Below are 16,791 nucleotides of genomic sequence, written 5' to 3' on the forward strand. Positions count from 1 at the left end.
ATGGTAGGGACATAATGTCGGCTTGAAAACGACCGATCGCAACCAACCCAATACCGCCGAAAGTAGAATATTCGATCTCGGAATACGGCAAAGATTGAGTTCTGTTTAATAAAGGAGTTGTGTCAAATGAATAAGAATAAAAGTACAGAAATGAAACGTTCTTCAAAAGCAGAAAACATTCTACCACAGATCAATAGTAAAACTAAGCTAGGCGATTTACGAAAAATCGCGAAGGACATTAAAATAGATCACGAACTAGCTATGGAATTTTGGTCAACCGAAGAGTTTTTGCCCAGACTATTGGCAATCTTAATTATGGACAAAAAACTTCTTTCAGAAGATGTGCTTAACAGGCTTGATAAGGATATGCAGATTCACACATTCGATGAGCGAAATAACTTAATGGATTGGTTAATGGCTAATCAGCTCACCAAAGACAAGAAGAACATTGCATTGATGGAGTTATGGGAAAATAGTCCATCTGCTCTTCAAAGGCGAGCCTTCTGGTATTATAAAGGGCGATTGAGATGGACTGGACAAACACCGCCTGATAACACCGAAGACTTACTATCTGCAATTGAAGCTAATATTACGCAGGAAGAACCGGAAGTTCAATGGGCTATGAATTTCACCGCAGGCTGGATAGGCGTTTATGATCAAAAGTATCGAGCACGTTGTATTAAACTTGGTGAGAAAACGGGTCTTTTTAAAGATCAAATGGTATCAAAGGGCTGTACCCCCAATTATTTGCCGGAGTTCATTGCGATTGAAGTTAATAAACGAAATAAGAATTAGTTACCCCGACGAGACCTTAATCAGGAATAGTTCTCCATCATTTGATATAAATAATTTCGAAAGTCTTCAACATAGGTTTGGGGCTCTACAACTTTTAGATGAGTGCCGAAGCTTGCTAAAAATTGAAATCCCATACGATTTTGAGGGACATGCATGGTTGCTAATAAAAATCCAGAACTATGGTCTTCAATACTTCTTCGACCATACCTTTCGATGATTTGATCTTTTATGCTAGGCGATATCCATGCCTTAATCGTGACGAGTTGCGGTAGATAACTTGCCTCGTGTTCTTGCTCTGACCAATCGTCTCTAGGATGAAACGCGCGTTCATCCATCGTAATATGATCGATCCGGGATAACTTGAATGATCGATATCCCTGTCGATGTAAACAGAATCCTTTCAAGTACCAACTCGATTCGCTAAAATGCAGCTCATAGGGCTCGACCATTCTATTCGTTACAGCCCCGTCTTTATCTGTATAATCAAACGAAACCAGTCTTTTCTTTGAAATAGATTCTTGACATGTTTTTAAGGTTTCAAGAATCTCGGACCGACCTTCCCAATCATAAAACGACAGTTGAATGGATTGATTGAGAGACAATGGACTAACCATTGCCTCTATTTTTTTTATCGTTCTTTCAACTTCTTCAGTAAGGAGAATTTGTTCCAATCCGCCGAGCGCAGTTAATATATTCTGTAAATCGGAGCTGCTTAAAAGGCGTTTATCCACCTTGTATCCATCCATTAGGCCGTAGCCGCCTTTGACCCCATTGATAGAGTAGATCGGGATGTTCGATAAGCTCAATGTTTCCATATCGCGAAGGATGGTTCTTTTGGAAACATTGAATAGTTGTGAGAATTCCTTTGTAGAAACCAGCTCTTTTTTCAGCAGTATCATGATAATCGAAATGAGTCTCTCCACTTTGTCCATCATTGTCCTCTTTTTTCTACATGATCTCGGAACGGTGACAATAAGATGTCACCTTTTGTCCATTATACTACATGTATCACAAAAAGGAGGGTTTGATTCCATGTTTAATCCAACCGATTTCCCCAAGCCCACCCTTATTTCAGTCAACGGTGTGGAACTCGAAGTCTTTGAAGCAGGCAGAGAAAACGCAGGAAAACCCATTGTGCTCTGCCACGGCTGGCCTGAACATGCTTTTTCCTGGCGCCATCAGGTGCCTGCGCTTGCCGCAGCGGGCTATCATGTCATCGTCCCCAACCAGCGGGGTTACGGCAACTCGTCCCGCCCGGCCGAGGTGACGGATTATGACATTGAGCACTTGTCGGGCGATCTCATCGCCCTTCTCGATCACTATGGATACGAGGATGCCACCTTTGTCGGTCATGATTGGGGTGCGATGGTCGTTTGGGGACTGACCTTGTTGCATCCAAATCGCGTGAACAAGGTGATAAATCTGAGCTTGCCCTACCAGGAACGCGGAGCAAAACCCTGGATCGAGTTCCTGGAGGAAATACTCGGCGGCGACTACTATTTTGTCCACTTCAATCGACAGCCAGGTGTCGCGGACGCCGTATTGGATAAGAATACGTTTCGGTTTCTTCGCAACCTGTACCGTAAGAACGAGCCTCTCAGAGCACCTGAGCCAGGCATGGCGATGATCAATCTTGCCAACGCGGAAACACCGCTCGGCGAGCCCTTGATGAACGACTGCGAACTGGCCGTTTTCGTATCCGCCTTTGAAACATCGGGGTTCAGGGGCAGCATAAATTGGTACAGGAACCTTGACCGCAACTGGCGCTTATTGGCGGACGTGGATCCTGTCATCCAACAACCCGCGCTCATGATCTATGGCGACCGGGATGTGGTCCCAAAATCCGAAAACCTGACAAAATTCGTGCCCAATGTGGAAGTGGTCAATCTGGATTGCGGTCATTGGATCCAGCAAGAAAAGCCGGAAGAAACAAACCAAGCGATTGTGAGATGGCTGGAACAGCAGGATGCCACCTAGTCCCAAGAGTGTTTCAAGGTTGAGCCTGCCCTCCGGCTTGACCGGAGGGTGGAATGAGACGCGGTCACCGTCTTCGAGGTGACTGATTGGGCATCGCTACCCCGGTAGGGCCAGGGCGTGTCTCCTGAAGACGCGGCGGTCGTGAGCCGTGCAGGCGGTGTTCGGTGTGATCAGCGTGTTGCCAGAGAGATATCTAAGTAACCGGCTGGCTAGAGGGTAACAATCAGTTTGTGCTTGAGATTAGGGGCTTTTCCTGACAAAGGAAAAGCCCCTTCCGCCATTTTGTTAGCAGAAGGGGCTACGCTAAATACTTATCGGTCTCTTCGTTAAAGACTAGTTCTACGCAGTCGACGCGGTACCTGTTGTCCAGAGTGGTGGTCATATGTCGCGCTGCAAGAAGCTGTCGTTGACCGGATTACGTATCCGCATCAATTGAGAATTTTTTTTCAATCCGAGCTCTTACAGAGGAGCAAAGGTCTTTACAACTATGTTCTATGGAATTCGCTTGATAGTCCGAAAGTAGGATATGATCGTATATTACAGCTATTTTTGGTAGAATTGTATTGAAATCATTCGTAAATAGCGTTGCCGGGTTGTGGTTCTTTCGATGCAGCCATGTAAAACTAATCATCCGGGAGGGAAAACAATGTCAGATCTCTTATGGCTCGAAGTCGTTATCGAAAATTACAACTCTGAAGTAACCATTCGAAATATTACGCTTGAATGGGGGAGGTTGTACAACTTAGGTGATAGGGACAACGAGATCAGTGCCGAATCGCTCAACGGAACCGTTATTAAGGCGGGCAAAAGGCTTTGGATTTGCGCATGCGGTCGCAGTTGGTCTCCATCCGGAACGGAAGGAAGCTTCCAGCTATTTGACCCTGAGAACAAGTTGATTGGCACGTATTCCTGGGATTGCCCCTTAGGTCAAAGAATGAATAAATCTTCTTGGACTAAAAGTAACGACACCAATTTTCGATTTGATTTTTACCCTGGGAATTGTAATTATGGTGGATATGAAAAACGTGACGGTACTAACATAGGCAGAGTCACGCTTCGTTTATGGGATGCAAGTAAACCGCCTTATACCCGATAAAAATGACGTATCCCATCTCTCAAAACAAACTTAGGATGATGCAAGAAAGAAGTGCCTGACCACGATTTCGGTAGTCAGGAATCAGCACATGCGCATCTACAGGGGAGCAAATGGAAGCCGGAAAAGAGGATAACGTTGGCAATCATGTGCCGAGACGCATTTTTCGCCGATAGCCCCGTTAAGCTGAACCTTATCATAAGTAGGGCGAAGTTTTTGGTTAGAGTAGTAGGGGACATATTTATGGTAAGATATTTCCATACGGGATAGCAAATTATTTTAATGGGGGGATAGACCATGGCAAACCGGACAGGAACCTATGTCGCCTTTGATGGTTTAGGAGAGACAGATCCTACAAAGTCTGATTTTAAGTATTATGCCACTCTACAAGCTTGGAGTTCGAACAAAAACATCCAGTTTTCGCTGACCAACAGTCACGAGAAAACGGATGCGGTACGTGATACAAGTAAACGGGCAACATTGTATGCACGCATTCAGGAACGCTTAAGAGCATCTAAAAACATGCTTGTTATCCTTAGCAGTAAGACTCGGTTTACCGGAAGCGTTTTATCCTATGAAATTGAACAGGCTATAGACAATTACAATATTCCGCTTATTATCGCCTACCCCGAATTCTCATCCATTTTGAACGTGGAGGGCCTCAGTGGCATTTGGCCAAAGGCACTCACCGAACGAATAAATAAGACTGGAGTAGAGGCAATCCATATCCCTTTTGCTAAAGAGTGCATTTTGAATGCTATCACGCGTTTTCATGTGAATGGTGAGCATCTTAGCAGTGGGAAGAATTATTACAACCGTGAAACGCAAGTCGAATGGGGCCTGATTCGATAAAGGAGAAGATGCAATTGAAAGTCCCGTTTTTCAGTAAAAAGATACTGCATACGTTCTACGGCTTTCTAAGCGTGATAAGCGTCATCACCTCTATTGTCTTTCTTTTCGTTGAAATAGATCCCAAAAGCAAGGCAGCCATTGGTGGAGGAGCACTAGCGTTGCTGGTCCTTGTTTACATCGTAATTTGGGTTCATGGCAATATGCGCCGAAGCATCACACTAACGATTAACACCTCAGAGATTGAGGTAAAGTTCGGTGATATATTTTCTGAGGAAGCTGATCTGAAAGTAATCGCTTTTAATGAATACTTCGACACACTGGTAGACGAAAAAGTCATCTCAAGTAGTTCACTCAACGGAATATATATCAAGAAATTCTATCAGGGAAATGTCGCTGTTTTAGACGACATTATTTCTTCTGACACCCACTTGCCAGAAATGATCGTCAGCGAAAATGCGGGAAGGACTGCGGGGAAGAAGACTAAATATAAACTTGGAACAATATGCACTGTAGACGACTATCTCCTCACCGCGTTCTCGCGTTTTGATGATAGAAACAAAGCATATCTCGAAATGAACGACTATATAAACTGCCTGTTGAATTTTTGGAATGAAATAGATAGAGTCTATGCCGGGAGAACAGTTGCCTTGCCTGTTTTGGGATCTGGGATCACTCGCTTCAGAGGATATGAAAATATATCGGATCAAGAATTACTTGAACTCATTATATGGACATTTAAAGTGAGCCGTATAAAATTTGCGTATCCTTCTAAGGTGAAAATCGTTGTCTGGCAGAAAAAACAAGAAAAGATAAATCTACTTGCGCTGAAGGACTTAGAATCTTGAAAGTAAGTATAAGGACCCAGGCCAAATTATAATGAACAGCTTCCGCTATGTCAGTAGAAGGGGCTAAGCTTATAAAATGCTTCTGTCTCCACGTTGAAGGAGAGCTTGAACCTGCCGACGGGCTTCCTGTCAGCCAGAGTCAATATGGGATCGCCCGCCCTATCCCTTACCGACACGAAGCTCTCCTTCGGTCGCATGACCTACCCACATCAGTTTTTATGTGTGTATTTCTGCTGAGGAGCGGTTTTCGGGCTAGTGGATTATTTTAGGAACAGTGCCATGAGTGACGGTGAAAAATTAGGATGTTAGTGATTTAAGTGTAGAGCCTCTGGATCATAAGTTTCAGAGGCATTGACTTCGTTTACGGGGAGATAACTGAAGCATTTGCGAAGTTCATGGGTTGGACGTTGTCTGCAATATCCGATGATAAAGGATTAACAAAAAATATGTCGAAGTATATTCCAAAGGAAATTAATGGGGGACGTTACGATGAAAGTATTTTTAAGTTGGTCAGGAGACGTTAGTAAAAAACTTGCTACTGTATTCCATGACTGGCTACCATCTGTAATTCAATCTGTTGAACCCTACATCTCTTCGGAGGACATTGATAAGGGTGCAAGATGGAGTCAAGATGTTGGAAAACAGCTAGAAGAAACCTCTTATGGAATTATTTTTATTACACCGGAAAACATCTCAGCTCCATGGATAAATTTTGAAGCAGGCGCTCTTTCTAAAGCGATGGATAACTCTCTTGTTTCACCGTTTTTATTTCAAGTTAAAAACTCAGATCTTAGTGGTCCTTTAACACAATTTCAAACTACACTATTTGAAAAAGAAGAAATAAAAAAACTACTTTTTAGTGTTAATAAGGCTTGTAGAGATGGAGCTCTAAGCGAGTCACGGTTAGTTACAGTGTTCGAAAAATGGTGGCCAGACTTAGAGCAGAGACTAACCGAGATTCTTCCGCTTTTAACTAAATCAAAAGAGAGGAAACAAACTTCCGATAAACCAATAGATAGTCATGCTGTTAAAACAGAGAAGATGCTTGAGGAAATTTTAGAACTTACCCGGCTTCAACAAAGAATCTTAAGATCGCCGGATGAGTTGTTTCCAAAAGACTTTCTTGAGTATTTATTGCACAATGCAAATTTTCGACCACATGTATCAAGCCGAGCTCTAATGCACCTTGAAAGAGCATATTCAGAACTTGAAGCAACCATCGAAAAATATGACTTTTCAGAATCTATTCCCAATCAAGATATATTACCTTTCATAAAAGAACTAGGTGATCCAATAAGGTATCTTGTAAAAAGAAATGCTCCATTTAATTCTACTAGTAGTAAAAAGTTAATTGAAACAATGAACTAGCATCCGGGATGCTTTTTTCTATTATTTCAAGGTGATTCAAGAAGTCGGATACTTCAGATTTCACGCATCGCATCTTAGTGCTGCTTGCTTTGTCTCAAGCATTTGGTTGGATACCAATAAGGATAAAACACCTGAATTGACCAAGCCTGCCAAAGCCGAAGCGGAGAAGTTCAAGGCGGATTGGGTGCTTTTTGAGTTCGCTCTATTTTTGATACGGGGAACCGTATCAAAAATAGAGCGAAAAATTGGGTGCCGGTTTGCTGGGATTGTTGGGTAACATGTGGAATAGTGGATTTTGGGAGCCCCCGAGACTGTTGATCTCAGGGGCTAATTTTTGACTAGAAATTGGCCACTATTTTCCATGGTCATGGTAAGATGAGAAGTAATATCGTAGTTCGCTCACAAGGCATATTGGGAAATAATATTCAAATTTACGAATAAGATATTAGACGAAATACTTGAAAATCAGAAAATCAAAGGAGATTTAAGAGAAATGTTTATTGAATTTGAAACATCTGAAAAAGGATTAATAAAGAATTCCCAGAGATAATGTTCGATGAATGTACTTGAATATACCCACTTGATTCTATTGAATTGGATTGCCCTTTAACAGAGGAGATTGAGAATCAACTCAAATCCAAATACCATGTGGAAGACGATCAAATAATAATTGCGAGATTAGAAATAACTGAGTTTCCAGATGAGTGGAAAGAAGAAATGGAAACTTCTTGGCATAACTGGTTGGATGCTCTAGATGGGGATCACGCTATAGTTGGAGCAAGGGCAGATCAAATAGTAGACGAGGATATTTATGAAGAAGATTTCTATTATGGAAGTTTGTATTATATTTGGAGGTTAGATGTTCACCCTAATTTTAGGGGGGAAGAGATCGGAATAAAGTTGATTAACTATACATTTAAGCATTTGTTAAGAAATGCTCAAGGTATTGTTTTCTTGATAGCTAAGCCAATGCAGTCAAGGCTTTCAAAAACTCAAATAAACTTCAACAGTTCAAGTAGACTATCAAAATATTACAGACGTTGTGGGTTTAAAAGAGTATCGAAAGAAAGAAGTAAATCAATTTTGATGGAAGTTCAAGTACATGAAATAAAAATTTGAAATAAAGAAATTAAACGCGTCGTCTAATACCGACATCCCCACTGCCTGCCGCCGCTTGGTTCAGTAAGTCGTTAAATGATAGTGTTGGGAGATTACTAAAACAAAGGGAGCTATTTCATGGGCATGTTTGAAGAATTTGAGGCAAAGAAGGCTGCTGGAGAAGCACTTTCTTTAGATGATCTTACTAAAGAACATCTCAAAACGATGTTTATTAATGAGCAGAAATCAGATTATATGATTTCTCAACTTTTTGAAGTAAAAGAATCAAAAATTACGTACAGACGTAAGAAATACGGAATTACTATTAGAAATTCAATACTTGATGATTATTTACTTGTTAAAACTGACCATGCACAAGAAATAAATAACAAAGTAAAGGCTGAACTTTTAGTTGAAGGAAACGTAACAATGATTGCAAAAGCCATTACTCATTTTGCATTTAGAAATGGTCCGGTTGAAGATATGCATGCACATCCAAATAATCAACTCTCAGAAATAGACATGGAGACTCTAAATAAATTCATGGTGAATAGAATAGCATACATTGTTAAATTAATAATTGAAGAACGATGGATCGAACTTGATTTTTTGATAAGGAATACTGATCGGTGGTACGGGCATCGATGGGATGAAGCTATTCCTGATGATGGGAATACGAGAAAAATAATTGAGTTAATGTTAAAGAAATAGTATTACCCTAGCAGAGCAAAGGCAAGAAGGAGGAGATCATATGAGCGGTACACGGTGGTTGTACATTAATAAAGAATTAAAGGTTATTAAGATTCCAAGTCCTAAGAATCACATATATAAACCTATTAAAGAGTGGGCTGGACAAGAAGTTCTAAAAATCCTTTTGTTTTACAAGACCAAAGATAGAAAACCATCAAAATTATTAATGATTGAATTTGACAGAATAACCTTGGATAGTAATGGGGGATATCAATTAACAGATGAGCTAGTACATGAAGCGATGTATAATTTTCTTGAATTTGGTTTTTCTACAACTGAAGAGCTCGCCCAAAGAGATTCGCCACCAGCGATACCGAGGGCCCCAATTTTACCAAAACCTGAAGAAAAAAAGGCACTATATAATTATCTTCAAAACCAGAATAAGACTTTATTTATGGATGCCCCTTACATTTTAGAATCAAGAATAAATGCATTGAATCAAATCTACAAAGAGAATTTAGACTTAGTAAAACAATCACAGAAATTAAGGAAGAAAATTGAAGGAAATTCATAAAAGGCGCTGACATCCTATACACTATATTCACGCATAGGGGCCATAAAGAATTGACCGATAAGATTGCACAAGAGAAATTCCACAGGTGAAGTGTCTTAGACAGTCGCAGTAAATTTGAATTTGATCTTAGTACAGTGAGCTGGCTGCGGCAAGCTCCTTTCGCATTTTTCGCCGATAGACCCGTTAAGTTGAACCTTACCCTAAGTAACGGCTACAATTTTCGCATTAAACGCTTGCTGGGTGTGGAAACGTGCTCCCGAGGGACAGGATGATATTGGTTTTCACCTCGGGGGCAACCTTTCGCGCAGGCGAACTACAGCGAGTTGTTTGGACTAGTGGAGAATTCGTGTTCATAAACCCCATTAACCCTTTCCAAAATGTTCCCCGCTTGATCTTCAAATTTTAATTCCGCAACCTGACCTTTCAGCAAAAACACGCCGGTTTCATTCCGGTGTTGCCCGAGGGCGCCTTCATACAGCTTGTTGGCGCCGTGGGTTGGCGGAGAGAAGAACAGTTTCATCAGCAGGGTAACCACTAGGGGAAGTCCGGATTTCATCCCTTTTCTTAGCGTGTTGTTGCCACCCGGGTCAACGCTGCGGATCTTGATATCATCCTTGGCAAGCTGCGGCGCGATGGCTTGAGTCCACAGGGAGAGCGCTAACTTGGAGGCGGCATAAGGGCCAAGCAGCTTGCGGAAGGTTTTAGGGCGCTCCAGGCTTTCGATAGTAAACTCTTTCGTAAATTTTAGAGCTGAAGATGAGGTGTTGATCACCGTTTTTAAGCGACCACCTTTTATGAGTTCCTTCAATTCCATCAGAATGATATACGGAACGACTGTCATCAGCTCATAATGATACTCGCGTCCTTGTTTCGAATAGCTTAGCTTGGAAAAGGATCCTCCGGCGTTGTTGAACAAAATATCGATCCGCTGCTCCTTGCTTTTGATTTCTTCCAAAACCCGTCTCAAGCTGGCATAATCGGCAAGATCATCCGTCTTATAAATGCGAAGCCATCCCCTCTGAACTGCTTCTTGGATCATCCTGTCTTCCGTCGGAAAGTCGGAACGGTTCAAAGCAATCACTTGCCAGTTTTCCGACAGCAATTTCCGGGTTAATGCCAACCCGATCCCTGCGCTTGCGCCCGTAATCGCGGCGATATTTTCACGTTGTTCCTTATCCATTGCATGTCTCCTCCTCCTGATATCGGGATATTTCTCCTGCTAATGCTCACTCTATAACTTGGAGTCGACTCCAAGTCAATACTGAAAAACCAAGTTCTGTCCAAAGGATAAGGGACTTGACTTGGAGCCAGCACCAAGATGTATAATGCAAAAAAAAGCAGTCTCTGGGAGGGAACAGGATGAAGGAAGCGCAGACTTTTACGATAAAGCAAACCGCCAACCAAACCGGAATTTCTGAAGATACGATTCGTTATTACGAGAAGATCGCTCTACTCCGCCGGGCTGAACGGAAGGATAACGGGCACCGCATCTACCGGCAGGAGGACATCGATACGATCCAGCTGATATCTTGTCTGAAAAAAACGGGGATGCCGCTGGATGAAATGCGGCCTTTCCTGGCGGTCTCCACTGATGCTGATCCCGCGGAATATCCCGAACTGGTGGAGCTCCTAAGGAGCCACCGGGAAAATATCGTCAGCCAAATCGCCTCTCTGCAGCAGGTTGTCGATTTTATCGATATGAAGTTGGAGAATGGAAGATACCGGCGGGACTGCTCGGAAGAAATTCAGGATGGCATGTCCGAAGACAGGATGGAAGAACCCAAACCCAAGTCGGTCTCGACTGTTCAGATGAGTTATTTTTCCGTATCCGCCGGAACGGGCAAGTCACCGACACTATAAGATAATCGCGGAATAGCAGGGGGGATTACCAGCGGCTGCTTCATCTCATAAACTGCTGCAGACAGGCACCATCAATTGTCAGGTCATATCTTACAATTGATGGTGCATCTTGAGGTTCTGTTTGCGGCTGCCGTTGTTCGTTGAAGCAACGGAGGATCGTTGGGACAGTCACGCTTCAGTAAGTAAATACGAGGTTATTCTGCGAATTTCCATTCTGAAAAGATATTCATTTTTGTATATAATTCTTCGTGATCGATAGGTATTTTGCTCTCAATCCACCAGGTTACCACACCAAGCACGGCTCCGATGTGGGCCTCTATTTTAATTTGCATGTCGATGGAATTCTCTTCAGTCAAATTATGCTGGGCCAAGTATACCTTCAAGCCCCTCCCCATCTCTCTTCGCAGCAGATTTCTCAAGGAATCCCTCTCTTCGGCTAAAAGAAGGGAAAACAATTTCTTATGTTTCATTGCTAAAGAAAGTAATTCCCTAAAATTATCGGATGGAGAAAAGGATACATCGTCAAGGTCCTTAAATTCTTCATCAGCAATTTGTTGCATAGCACGTGAAAGCAAATCGAATTTGTCCTGAAAATGGGTGTAGAACGTAGTTCGATGTACCATCGCCAGATCACAGATCTGCTTCACCGTTATATTCCCAAACGGCTGTTTTTCCATTAAATCTAACAGGGCATTGTATAAAAGCTTATGAGTTCGTCTGACTCGAAGGTCTTCGGTTGTTTTATTGTCCATGACAGATCCCTCTCTCTGTATCGTTTCTCGACAGATCTACGATTTTATCGGTTGTTGAAATCAATTATACATTATACCATTTATCCTATAAATGCATCTTAAATATACAGATGTATAATTAGGGAGTGGATTATAATGGCCAACTTAAGCACAGATCGTCAACTCACTGCTCTTGAACAGCAATTGCTAAACAATGCTACCGAGTTAGTTCCCTATCTGCAGATGTTCGGTACTATGATTGATGAAGAACGACATATTCCTGATGAAGTGATTCAAAAAATTTCGGATGCAGGGCTGTTTAAGCTTGGCACACCGAAAGAGTACGGGGGTTTTGATGTTAGTATCCGTGCCATGGTCGAGATTGTTTCCGAGGTGTCCAAAGGGAATGGTTCTGTTGGCTGGGTCGTTCAAATCATCAATGGAAATAACTATAATGCATCACTATCATTACCTCCCGACGTATTAGATTCGATTGCTAACCAGGTAGAGGAGATACGCTTTTGTTCTGTCCTGCTAGCACGTAAAGCGGTCGTGAAGAAAGTAGACGGAGGGTATTTGGTAGAGGAAGGCTTCTGGGGGTTCGGTTCAGGTTCAAAGCAAGCCACCCATGCTTTGTTAAACTTGAAGGACGGAAAGTCCATGCAAGAAGGCAAGGCTATGGAGATGATGCTGGCCGTTGTTCCGATGAGTGAAGTCACGATTGTTGACGATTGGTATACGATGAGTTTGAAAGGATCCGCAAGTAATAGTCTGGAACTCAAAAATGTGTTTATACCAGACCAATATGTCATCGCTCAAGAAGTGAATCAGGGAGGTCCATTGCCTGCCCAGTTGACGAGGCGTGACAGATACAGACCTTACGCGCAGCTTATTATCAGCATCACAACGGGAATAAGCGCGATTCTCGGACTCGCCAGAGGAGCTGTCGAGTATTTTGTTGAAAAAGCACCTCACAAGGGAATTGCTATGACGGTCCATACTTCTCAAGCGGCAGTGGGTCATATTCAGTATAAAGTAGGACTTGCAGCTATGAAGGTCGAATCCGCTCATCTCCATATCAGTCGAACCATTGACAATCTGGAGCGTCATGTGCAAAACACAGAACCATTTCGTTTAAAGGAAATGGCACAGCTGCAGACAGATATGACCTATGCAGCCATGTTGTGCTGGGAAGCCGTAGATCTGCTAATGGCAGAGAGCGGAGGGAGTGTCATTGCCGATTTCAATCGCTTGTCGCAAATATTCCGGGACATTAGAGGCGGCTCCAATCATGCGCTGACTACAGCATCGACTGGACTAGAGCTGTACGGAAGGGTACTGATGGGTATGCCTCCACAGCATGTCATGACATTAGGTGCCGCAAGGGGGAGGGACACATGATTCTCTCCCCTTCTCTCCGTAAGCTAGTACTCACTATACATGTGATTACTACCATGGGATGGCTCGGCTCCGCAGCCGCTTATATACCGATAGCCGCCTATGTCCTGAACAATCAGGATGCCGATATGATACGATCCGCTATCCAAATCATGTCCTTGGTTGCTAATGTTATTGTTCTCCCCGTGGCTTTTGCATCGCTGCTCACCGGAGTTGGTTTATCACTTGGCACCAGGTGGGGGTTGTTCCGTCATTATTGGATCTTTTTTAAGCTATTGTTTACCGTTATAGCCGTGGTTATGTTGGTCGCATATATACAAGAACTGAGCCATGCGGCATCCATCGCTTCAAAAAGTACATTGTCGAACGCCGACATAAGTATGTTGAAGGATTCGATTCACATCGTACACCCGAGTGGAGGATTGTTGATCGTGGTTGTGGCAGCAGTCTTGTCGGTGTACAAACCAAAAGGTATGACCAGGTATGGATGGCGTAAGCAGCTGGAATTCAAAAGCAGCACCGAGCCTTATACAACACCGCTCTGGATCAAAATGGTTGGCTCCGCAGTCGTCGTGTTGCTCCTGGTAATCGTTGCTTTAATCCTATTCAGGTAGGGATAGATAGTCTGTAGAAATGGGTTTGAAGAAATGTGCATATTGCACACAATCCGTGTTATACTGGATTACGTGCAATATGCACATAATTTGAAGTGAAAGAAGGGTACACTAACTATGAGGGCAGCAATTGTAATGGACAAAGGAGCAGCTCCCGTAATGGGTCATTTTGATCCCCCCGTTGCGACAGACGGCCAAGTTATCATTAACGTTTCGGCAACAGCCTTGAGTCGAGTTAGCAAGTTCCGTTCAATGGGTATGCACTACTCATCTGAAGTTAACTTTCCAATCGTAGCCGGTATTGATGGTGTTGGAACTTTGGAAGATGGGTCTCGTGTTTACTTTGCGCTGCCTACCGCACCATATGGCAGTTTGGCTGAGCGAACACTTGTCAATGAGAAGCTGACTGTCCGTTTACCAGATGGTATTGACGATCTCACTGCTGCCGCTATCGCCAACCCAGCTATGTCGTCATGGGCTGCATTGGTATTTCGAGCCGACTTCAAATCCGGCCAAACGGTATGGATTAATGGTGCTACGAGTGCATCCGGTAGCTTAGCCGTTCAGATTGCCAGGGGACTGGGGGCCAAGAAGATCATTGTAACGGGACGCAACGAATCGAAGCTGCAAGCACTTGAAGCTGATGAGGCCATTGCATTTGATATGACAGTCGATAATGGACAAAAAATGTTTGAAAACGCCCTAATGCCAGTTGTTGCTGAAGGTGTTGATGTTATATTGGATTATCTTTGGGGCGACAGCGCATTAGCCATCATGTCAGCTCTTGCTAAGACGAATACGGATCGTGCAACCCGCTTTGTAACCATTGGAACTTCATCTGGCCAAGAAAGCATTCATCTACCTTCATCTATTCTACGCTCATCAACAATCGAACTCGTAGGCAGCGGAGATAAGAGTGTTTCTAAAGCTGATCTGCTATCCGCTGTTAGAGGTGTTTTTGAAATGGCCGCCGAGGGAAAGATAACAATTGCCACAAAAGAGTTCGCTCTAGAAGATATTGGAGAGGCTTGGAATGCTCCACTGACGCCCCGTCCAGTTGTAAAGGTGCAATAAAGCAATGGAAAATGAGATTTTTAAAGCGCTGATCGATTTAGTTTCCATTATCAATAGGCCGGACCGCGATAAGAAAATGATTGCTAATGCTGGCGTGAATTTGGAGGCAGCAACCTTTCGTGTCTTAGTTGGGATCGCGCATCTCCAATCAACGAGTGTTGGTGAATTGGCTGCCATGATGGGAAAAAATTATTCGAGTGTTAGTCGGCAAATTGATAAATTAGAGACGGCCGGGTTGGTTCATACGTATCCATCAAGTTCCGATTCCCGCATTCGTGTGTCTGAATTGACGAAATACGGGGAGGAAATCAATGCAATGATTAACCTCACCCGTGAGCGCATCATGCGTGAAGCTTTGGCTGATTGGACTCAGGAGGAAAAAAACGGATTATTGAATCACTTGAGGCATTTATTCGAATCGCTGCAAAGGTTCGACTAGTTCCCCCTGACTTGTCTTATCCCCATCTTTTCCTAATCCTCCGTCTTGGCAATGGTGAACAAGAGTTGAATCACCGACAATCAGGCCGCCGATTACTTCGGTGGCCTTCCGTGCATTCCCTCGAAACTTTCGAACAACGCTTCGCTCGGATCGTCGTGGTAAAAAAATATTGACCGCAATGAAAAATATTAGAGCTCTCAGTTGTATTTAAAGTGAAAGGGGGTGCGGAGGTGTACAATTCATATGAGCTCAATGAATCTGTGCGGCGGGCCTTGGATCTATATTCACAGAGCATGATCAAAATTGCCTTTGCTTACTTGAAAAATATAGCTGATGCAGAAGAAGTAACCCAGGAAGTATTTCTCACCTATTTGCAGAAGCGACCTCTATTTGAAAACAGTGAACATGAAAAAGCATGGTTGATTCGAACAACCATTAATAAAAGTAAAAATATGCTTAAAACAGGCTGGTTCAAAAGTAGAAACCCTGTTCCCGAAGATCTTAGCTATCTCCCGGAGGAAGAAAATGAGGTGTTGCAGGCTGTGCTGGCCTTGGACAAGAAGTATCGAATTCCCATTCATCTGTACTATTATGAGGGGTATTCTATTCAGGAAATTGCAGATATCATGCAGTCCAAGTCGGCAACGGTAGGAACATGGCTCGCAAGAGGACGCCTTATCTTAAAAGAGAAGATTGGAGGCCTGGAGGATGAAGAAATCTGTTTATAAATCCGCGATGTCCCATGTGAAAACAAGTGAGAATTTTCAAGAAGCGACGTATCAGAAGTTGAGGTCGGAAATGGAAAAGACAACACAAACAAATAGGATCAATCAAAAGGAGCCGCTAAAAATGGAAAGAGCTAAAAAAAGAACGTTAACAGGTTGGACAGTCGGTATTGCAGCATGTGCGGTATTATCGGTGAGTATCTTTGCGATGAACCAGAATGCACCAAATCCAATACCGGGGCCATCTGCTGTTGTAACGAAGCCTCCAATTATGGGTAAAGTGGCAGTCAATATTGAGGGCGAGATTACGGAAGTAAGCGCAGATGGAAAAAGCTTTAAGGTTGGCGACTTATGGGTAACCATAACATCAGATACCGAACTGGGCATCGAAGGGCCAACGGCTGCCGAGCCGTCTGAAGAGCTGCTGCAAAAGGAATTTAAAGTCGGCAATATCGTATCCGGATTTACGACAGAGGATGTAAGCACAGGAAAAGTGAATGCAACGCGCATCTACAACAACATGGTTCCGCAGAAATAAGAACAAAGGGCACCCAAAAGGATGCCCTTTGATTTTGTTTTATAGATGAAATGCTGAACCGTGGAAAAATCTCGGTAAGAAATCAAACTGTGATAATATAAATTTAAATGTATTAAAAAG

General features: G+C 43.0%; 19 protein-coding genes. 16 read left to right on the forward strand and 3 right to left on the reverse strand.

Annotated elements, in window-relative coordinates; all coding sequences use genetic code 11:
• Nucleotides 1-126: 126 nt before the first annotated feature.
• On the forward strand, nt 127-795 hold the full coding sequence (locus K0T92_RS13095; protein WP_219872931.1) for a DNA alkylation repair protein: 669 nt from the start codon (nt 127-129) through the stop codon (nt 793-795).
• Between the two features lie 20 nt (nt 796-815).
• On the opposite strand, the gene K0T92_RS13100 is transcribed toward K0T92_RS13095, so the two are convergent.
• Entirely contained in the window at nt 816-1,727 is a 912-nt protein-coding gene (locus K0T92_RS13100) for a helix-turn-helix transcriptional regulator (RefSeq protein ID WP_219873052.1), read from the reverse strand.
• A 100-nt stretch (nt 1,728-1,827) separates the two neighbouring features.
• Here K0T92_RS13100 and K0T92_RS13105 point away from each other — a divergent pair, with 100 nt between their 5' ends.
• From K0T92_RS13105 to K0T92_RS13140, 8 genes are all read left to right on the forward strand, one after another.
• Complete coding sequence (locus tag K0T92_RS13105; RefSeq protein WP_219872932.1) at nt 1,828-2,772, forward strand: alpha/beta fold hydrolase; 945 nt, start codon at nt 1,828-1,830, stop codon at nt 2,770-2,772.
• A gap of 646 nt (nt 2,773-3,418) precedes the next feature.
• Nucleotides 3,419-3,868: an aegerolysin family protein gene (locus K0T92_RS13110; RefSeq protein WP_219872933.1), complete on the forward strand. Its 450-nt coding sequence runs from the start codon at nt 3,419-3,421 to the stop codon at nt 3,866-3,868.
• Nucleotides 3,869-4,162: 294 nt separating this feature from the next.
• Entirely contained in the window at nt 4,163-4,717 is a 555-nt protein-coding gene (locus K0T92_RS13115; RefSeq protein WP_219872934.1) for a TIR domain-containing protein, read from the forward strand.
• Between the two features lie 14 nt (nt 4,718-4,731).
• A complete protein-coding gene (locus K0T92_RS13120) occupies nt 4,732-5,562 on the forward strand; it encodes a macro domain-containing protein (protein WP_219872935.1) in 831 nt (276 codons plus the stop codon).
• Nucleotides 5,563-6,051: 489 nt separating this feature from the next.
• The gene (locus K0T92_RS13125; RefSeq protein WP_219872936.1) at nt 6,052-6,930 is read left to right on the forward strand and encodes a TIR domain-containing protein; all 879 of its coding nucleotides are present in this window, start codon (nt 6,052-6,054) and stop codon (nt 6,928-6,930) included.
• A gap of 648 nt (nt 6,931-7,578) precedes the next feature.
• Nucleotides 7,579-8,049, forward strand: coding sequence for a GNAT family N-acetyltransferase (locus K0T92_RS13130; protein ID WP_219872937.1), 471 nt, complete (start codon nt 7,579-7,581; stop codon nt 8,047-8,049).
• A gap of 117 nt (nt 8,050-8,166) precedes the next feature.
• Nucleotides 8,167-8,739 carry a hypothetical protein gene (locus K0T92_RS13135; RefSeq protein WP_219872938.1) on the forward strand — a complete coding sequence of 191 codons (573 nt, stop codon included), beginning with the start codon at nt 8,167-8,169 and terminating at the stop codon, nt 8,737-8,739.
• Between the two features lie 40 nt (nt 8,740-8,779).
• Nucleotides 8,780-9,292, forward strand: coding sequence for a hypothetical protein (locus K0T92_RS13140; protein WP_219872939.1), 513 nt, complete (start codon nt 8,780-8,782; stop codon nt 9,290-9,292).
• 313 nt (nt 9,293-9,605) lie between these two features.
• Here K0T92_RS13140 and K0T92_RS13145 read toward each other — a convergent pair whose 3' ends face one another.
• A complete protein-coding gene (locus K0T92_RS13145; RefSeq protein ID WP_219872940.1) occupies nt 9,606-10,472 on the reverse strand; it encodes an SDR family NAD(P)-dependent oxidoreductase in 867 nt (288 codons plus the stop codon).
• A 179-nt stretch (nt 10,473-10,651) separates the two neighbouring features.
• Here K0T92_RS13145 and K0T92_RS13150 point away from each other — a divergent pair, with 179 nt between their 5' ends.
• Nucleotides 10,652-11,152 carry a MerR family transcriptional regulator gene (locus tag K0T92_RS13150; RefSeq protein ID WP_219872941.1) on the forward strand — a complete coding sequence of 167 codons (501 nt, stop codon included), beginning with the start codon at nt 10,652-10,654 and terminating at the stop codon, nt 11,150-11,152.
• A 194-nt stretch (nt 11,153-11,346) separates the two neighbouring features.
• Here the strand turns inward: K0T92_RS13150 and K0T92_RS13155 are convergent, their stop codons facing one another.
• Complete coding sequence (locus K0T92_RS13155) at nt 11,347-11,904, reverse strand: TetR/AcrR family transcriptional regulator (RefSeq protein WP_219872942.1); 558 nt, start codon at nt 11,902-11,904, stop codon at nt 11,347-11,349.
• Between the two features lie 135 nt (nt 11,905-12,039).
• On the opposite strand from K0T92_RS13155, the gene K0T92_RS13160 reads away from it, so the two are divergent.
• The 6 genes from K0T92_RS13160 to K0T92_RS13185 all read left to right on the forward strand — a co-directional run bounded on the left by K0T92_RS13160 (nt 12,040) and on the right by K0T92_RS13185 (nt 16,671).
• Entirely contained in the window at nt 12,040-13,284 is a 1,245-nt protein-coding gene (locus K0T92_RS13160) for an acyl-CoA dehydrogenase family protein (RefSeq protein ID WP_219872943.1), read from the forward strand.
• Complete coding sequence (locus K0T92_RS13165) at nt 13,281-13,895, forward strand: hypothetical protein (protein WP_219872944.1); 615 nt, start codon at nt 13,281-13,283, stop codon at nt 13,893-13,895. Before K0T92_RS13160 ends, K0T92_RS13165 begins: the two co-directional genes overlap by 4 nt.
• 159 nt (nt 13,896-14,054) lie before the next feature.
• Nucleotides 14,055-14,969 carry a quinone oxidoreductase family protein gene (locus K0T92_RS13170; RefSeq protein WP_246628133.1) on the forward strand — a complete coding sequence of 305 codons (915 nt, stop codon included), beginning with the start codon at nt 14,055-14,057 and terminating at the stop codon, nt 14,967-14,969.
• A gap of 4 nt (nt 14,970-14,973) precedes the next feature.
• Complete coding sequence (locus K0T92_RS13175) at nt 14,974-15,408, forward strand: MarR family winged helix-turn-helix transcriptional regulator (protein ID WP_219872946.1); 435 nt, start codon at nt 14,974-14,976, stop codon at nt 15,406-15,408.
• Nucleotides 15,409-15,638: 230 nt separating this feature from the next.
• Nucleotides 15,639-16,136 carry an RNA polymerase sigma factor gene (locus K0T92_RS13180; RefSeq protein ID WP_219872947.1) on the forward strand — a complete coding sequence of 166 codons (498 nt, stop codon included), beginning with the start codon at nt 15,639-15,641 and terminating at the stop codon, nt 16,134-16,136.
• Complete coding sequence (locus tag K0T92_RS13185; protein WP_219872948.1) at nt 16,117-16,671, forward strand: hypothetical protein; 555 nt, start codon at nt 16,117-16,119, stop codon at nt 16,669-16,671. The genes K0T92_RS13180 and K0T92_RS13185 overlap by 20 nt, the downstream gene beginning before the upstream one ends.
• Nucleotides 16,672-16,791: the final 120 nt, after the last annotated feature.

Source organism: Paenibacillus oenotherae, assembly GCF_019443105.1.
Taxonomy (GTDB): domain Bacteria; phylum Bacillota; class Bacilli; order Paenibacillales; family Paenibacillaceae; genus Paenibacillus_Z; species Paenibacillus_Z oenotherae.

Bases quoted from the DNA above. Each gene is read 5' to 3' on its own strand.
- K0T92_RS13095 (WP_219872931.1), top strand. From the start codon at position 127: ATGAATAAGAATAAAAGTACAGAAATGAAACGTTCTTCAAAAGCAGAA.
- K0T92_RS13100 (WP_219873052.1), bottom strand. From the start codon at position 1,727: ATGGACAAAGTGGAGAGACTCATTTCGATTATCATGATACTGCTGAAA.
- K0T92_RS13105 (WP_219872932.1), top strand. From the start codon at position 1,828: ATGTTTAATCCAACCGATTTCCCCAAGCCCACCCTTATTTCAGTCAAC.
- K0T92_RS13110 (WP_219872933.1), top strand. From the start codon at position 3,419: ATGTCAGATCTCTTATGGCTCGAAGTCGTTATCGAAAATTACAACTCT.
- K0T92_RS13115 (WP_219872934.1), top strand. From the start codon at position 4,163: ATGGCAAACCGGACAGGAACCTATGTCGCCTTTGATGGTTTAGGAGAG.
- K0T92_RS13125 (WP_219872936.1), top strand. From the start codon at position 6,052: ATGAAAGTATTTTTAAGTTGGTCAGGAGACGTTAGTAAAAAACTTGCT.
- K0T92_RS13135 (WP_219872938.1), top strand. From the start codon at position 8,167: ATGGGCATGTTTGAAGAATTTGAGGCAAAGAAGGCTGCTGGAGAAGCA.
- K0T92_RS13140 (WP_219872939.1), top strand. From the start codon at position 8,780: ATGAGCGGTACACGGTGGTTGTACATTAATAAAGAATTAAAGGTTATT.
- K0T92_RS13145 (WP_219872940.1), bottom strand. From the start codon at position 10,472: ATGGATAAGGAACAACGTGAAAATATCGCCGCGATTACGGGCGCAAGC.
- K0T92_RS13150 (WP_219872941.1), top strand. From the start codon at position 10,652: ATGAAGGAAGCGCAGACTTTTACGATAAAGCAAACCGCCAACCAAACC.
- K0T92_RS13155 (WP_219872942.1), bottom strand. From the start codon at position 11,904: ATGGACAATAAAACAACCGAAGACCTTCGAGTCAGACGAACTCATAAG.
- K0T92_RS13160 (WP_219872943.1), top strand. From the start codon at position 12,040: ATGGCCAACTTAAGCACAGATCGTCAACTCACTGCTCTTGAACAGCAA.
- K0T92_RS13165 (WP_219872944.1), top strand. From the start codon at position 13,281: ATGATTCTCTCCCCTTCTCTCCGTAAGCTAGTACTCACTATACATGTG.
- K0T92_RS13170 (WP_246628133.1), top strand. From the start codon at position 14,055: ATGGGTCATTTTGATCCCCCCGTTGCGACAGACGGCCAAGTTATCATT.
- K0T92_RS13175 (WP_219872946.1), top strand. From the start codon at position 14,974: ATGGAAAATGAGATTTTTAAAGCGCTGATCGATTTAGTTTCCATTATC.
- K0T92_RS13185 (WP_219872948.1), top strand. From the start codon at position 16,117: ATGAAGAAATCTGTTTATAAATCCGCGATGTCCCATGTGAAAACAAGT.